Source organism: Streptomyces sp. NPDC059443 (genome assembly GCF_042750105.1).
Lineage (GTDB): Bacteria > Actinomycetota > Actinomycetes > Streptomycetales > Streptomycetaceae > Streptomyces.
The window spans coordinates 1-3,967 of record NZ_JBHYVM010000069.1; the positions used below are offsets into that span (position 1 = coordinate 1).

Annotated in this window: 5 protein-coding genes; all 5 read left to right on the top strand. The window is 66.0% G+C overall.

All coding sequences use genetic code 11. The features are described 5' to 3' along the window. Positions 1-944: transcriptional regulator (locus ACFXDJ_RS35730; protein WP_384851282.1), on the top strand; the 944-nt coding region annotated here is incomplete at its 5' end. Between the two features lie 155 nt (positions 945-1,099). Beyond that, on the top strand, positions 1,100-1,435 hold the full coding sequence (locus ACFXDJ_RS35735) for a hypothetical protein (protein WP_384663794.1): 336 nt from the start codon (positions 1,100-1,102) through the stop codon (positions 1,433-1,435). 122 nt (positions 1,436-1,557) lie between these two features. After that, positions 1,558-1,983, top strand: coding sequence for a nucleic acid/nucleotide deaminase domain-containing protein (locus ACFXDJ_RS35740; RefSeq protein WP_384663792.1), 426 nt, complete (start codon positions 1,558-1,560; stop codon positions 1,981-1,983). A gap of 98 nt (positions 1,984-2,081) precedes the next feature. Next, a complete protein-coding gene (locus tag ACFXDJ_RS35745) occupies positions 2,082-2,483 on the top strand; it encodes a hypothetical protein (protein WP_384663790.1) in 402 nt (133 codons plus the stop codon). Between the two features lie 1,085 nt (positions 2,484-3,568). Beyond that, on the top strand, positions 3,569-3,967 hold a 399-nt coding region (locus ACFXDJ_RS35750), incomplete at its 3' end, for a helix-turn-helix domain-containing protein (RefSeq protein ID WP_384851284.1).

The following is a 3,967-nucleotide window of genomic DNA, read 5'->3' on the forward strand; positions in this document are numbered from 1 at the left end:
CGTTGGGCGAGGAACCCAACCTGCGCGCCTTCAGCCGAACCGTGGGAGACGCGCGGGTCCTGTACTTCTCCGACAGCTACAAAAGCGTCGCGGCACAACTGCCCGACCTGCTGCGCGATGCCACGAAGGCCGTCGCCTATTACAGCAGCGGAGACGAGCACCAGCAGGCCCTACTGGCCCGCGCCGAGGCACTACGTCTGGCCGGCACCTACCTCACCCAGGTCCGGCAGTACGACATCGCCTACACCGCGCTGGTCGGTGCGATCACGGATGCCAGGCAGGCCGGGGACATGCTCGCGGCAGGCTCCGGCGTCGGCGGTATGTGCTGGCTGCTCGTGCGGCAGGGCCGGCTGGATGAGGCGGAGCGGATCGCTGCGCAGAGCATGGACGCGGTGGAACCGAAGATCACCGGGGCCGAGCCGGACCACTACGCGGTGTGGGGCGGATTGGCGATGGAGGCCGCAGCCGCGGCCGCCCGCAACAACCGCCCGGATGCGGCCAAGGAGTACCGGAAGGCAGCCCGGGTGGCGGCAGCCGCCGTTGGTACGTCGCACCGCAACGTCTCCCGGCACTGGTCCGTCTTCGGTCCGGTCACGGCGGCAATGAAGGCCCTCGAAGACTCCATGGTCGTAGGGGACGCGCGCGCCGTGGTGCGCAAGGCCGGCGAACAGGAGGAGTTGTCGCCCAAGGCGTGGAAGCGTTTGGGTAGGCCCAGCACTAACGATGGGAACCGCTTCACCCTCGACGTGGCGCGCGCCCACACGCGCACAGGAGACCTGTCGGCCGCCATGGATGAGCTGACCCGTGCCAGGTCGGCGGCCCCGGAGTGGATGCGGCACCAGAACATGGCCGCCGAGACCATGCAGGAGATCCTGGGCAAGCGCAAGCGCACCCTCACGACGGAGATGCGAGAGATGGCCGGCTACCTGGGCGTGGTCGGATAGCTACCACGCTACGCGATACTTCTGGCACGCTCCGTCGCCAACTGGCGTGCCTCATCGATGGAGTGACGGACAGTAGGCCCCTACGGTCGCCGTATTCCATTCGGCGACCCAGGTGGGGGTACACGGTGAGCACACCAAGGACCGACGCGGACCGTATGCGCCGTAGGGAGCTGCACGACGCGGCAGCAGGCGTGACCGGTCCCCGCTTACTGCCATGGACTACTCAGGACGGGAACCCCTGCTACCTCAGCACCGACGGCAGGGGCTACCTCTCCTCGCTCGCCGACAGCATCGAAGAAGTACAACTCGACATGGGCGAGGAACTCCTGGAGTACGCCCGCAAGGTCGTGACCCCCGGAGCCAAGGAGCTGTCGGCCGTCGAGTACCGGTGGCTCGCCTGCCGGCTGACCGAGGCCCTGACCGATGCACTTCGGGTCGCCGAGTCGCGCGGTGACCGTATCCCCGACCCACCCGAGAACCCCGACTCCTGACGGCAGTAGCGACGGCAACAACCACGGATTCACGCGCACAACCACGGACTCCGGCGGACCCTAGAACCCCTCCCCACCTGCATAAAAGCAGCTAGAGGAGGGGCTGCCAGCACACGTACTATGTGCTGGCGGGCGCGACTCCGGTCCTCGTCCATAATTGTGGCGGCCAGATTGACTACAACAGCGACGAGCTGAGCAACGCGGCTTTTGAGGCTCGCGTTAAGTCGGGAATCGGGGACGGTCGAAACGTTGCGGCCGCGCACGTCGAAGGACTCGACAAACCTATAATTGGGTTCAGTAAGGGTGGTGGCTACCATTCAGAGAATCACATTCTCGACCAGCTGGCCGCAAAGGGCATTGACCCCAGCAAGATCACGGCGATCTATAGTGAGCGTCAGCCGTGTCCCGTGTGTGGGCCACTCTTGGATGGCGCGCTGAGTCCGGGAACACCAATAACCTGGTCCGTCCCTTGGGGCGCTGATGCCGTGATGAACTCGGCGTCCAATGACTTGCTCAAAATGATGATCAGAGCAGCCAAGGGAAGATAACAGGGGCATGATTGGTTAGCGAGGCGGGGGTGGGGCGTAAGATGCCCGCCCCCGCCAGGCCGTTGAACAGGCAATACTGCATGGCGAAGGAGCGAGACGTGACTGAATTTGAGCGGGTAGAGGGTGCCATTGAGGCCGCATTGAATCTGCTGGCCGATCAGGTCGCCGACGAGCTTGAGCTTGCGGGGCTCTCTGTCCTGAAGGACGGAAATGTTGACGCTGGAGCTGAGATCGAGGTTGACGCGGGCGCAGATGAAGCTGGCGGGGTCTATGTGACGTGGTGCCCCGGGTCGCGACTTTTTCTGGCGGCAGCCGTTGCTGTCCAGCAGGGGCGATTCGACGAGCCGGTGATTCAACACTCCGGAACGGTGAAGCGAATCATGCTCGATGCTATTTCTGCAATTCTTCAATCATCTCGTTTCAGCGTAGAACAGTCAACTGATGACATGCGCCCGTTGGCGATTCGAGTGACCTCATCCGCCGTCGGCGCCGCTCGATAAATCCGCAAAATCCCAGAGGGCCCACCGGTCGTTCTTCGGTGGGCCCTCTGGGGTGTTGACGGCAGTAGTTGACGGCAACGTCAGCGGACAGGTGCTGCGCACAGCGCCGGGTCGTCACAGTCGTAGGGCTAGTTGGTGATCTCGACGGGGTTGTGGAGCGTGCGGCCGAGGAGGTCGATGGCGTTCCGCTGGAGGCGGAGTCGGACGTGAGCGTAGACAGTGGCGGTGACGCCGATGTTTCGCCGACCTCAACGATGACGAACTGCTGGCACGGGAAGCAGAGCTGGACCAGCGATGGGTCACGGTCCGCGAGGAGCACCAGCGACTCTTCAACGAGCGCCGGAAGGTCAAACGCGAGACGAGCCGACGCGGCCTGTTCCTGCCGCCGCTCCATGACGACGAAAGCGACTCCGACGTATCGCCGAGCGAGAAGCTTGAGGCCGCACTGACCGAATCAAGGAAGCAGCGACAGCAGCAACCCTGACTGTGACCCGACCGCGTTCCTGTCGGTTCGACCAGTGGGTGAGCTGTTCAGAGTTTCTTTACTTGATCAAGGCGGCCCGCTGGCGCGGCCCGCGCGCGCCCGGCCCCTCGGGGCCGCCGCCCGCTCCTGTCTCCGCCCCGCTTGCCGGCTGCCCCGCTGGTCCGGGCGCGCAACAGCTAGCAGCGGGGGGTTTGTTCTGGGGCTCTGCCCCAGGCCCCGGCCCTCTCTCCGAGGGGGAGGAGGCCGAGTGAGGGTGCGGCTCCGTCGTGGTGATGGGTGGTCGGGGCGCGGGAGGGGTCCCTCGTCGCCCGGTCACCGGAGGCGTACCAGGAACCCCCGGGGGCCGCCAAGGCCGAGCGCAAGCGTCACCGGGTGAGCCTTGGCGGCCCCCGGGGAACCCTGGTACGGCGAAGCTGCCCGACCGACGAGGGACCCCTCCCGCTCGGGCCCCGATTCTGCTGGCGCCTCGGCCCTGCCTGGTGCTGGCCACCTGCTCGGCACCAAGCGCGGTGGTGGGTCACCGCTTCGGGCGGGTATCTGCCGGATAGCCCTCGGTTGACTCGTCGGACCGGCGTACCGTGGCGCTGGAGGTGGTCAGCTGATGGCTACGGAACTGGCGGACAACGTCCGTAAGTACCGGCGTCGGGCCGGGATGAGCCAGGAAGAACTCGCATACGCCGCAGGCGTCTCGCCGGGGACCGTCCGCAAGGTCGAACAGGGCGGAACGGTCCGGATGGAGACACTTCACGCCCTCGCTCGCGCGCTGAGGGTGACCACGGGCGCGCTGATGGCGTCCGATGCCCCCGAACCCGTGGGCCGTGCAGAGGAACCGAACCGGGTCAACCTGATCCAGCTTCGCGCCGTACTCACCCCGGCTGTCGGGCTCGTGGACCAGGACGCCGAAGCGTTGGGCGAGGAACCCAACCTGCGCGCCTTCAGCCGAACCGTGGGAGACGCGCGGGTCCTGTACTTCTCCGACAGCTACAAAAGCGTCGCGGCA

What these genes read in the sequence shown, in the direction of transcription:
- ACFXDJ_RS35735 (WP_384663794.1), top strand. Translation starts at nt 1,100, where the DNA reads ATGCGCCGTAGGGAGCTGCACGACGCGGCAGCAGGCGTGACCGGTCCC.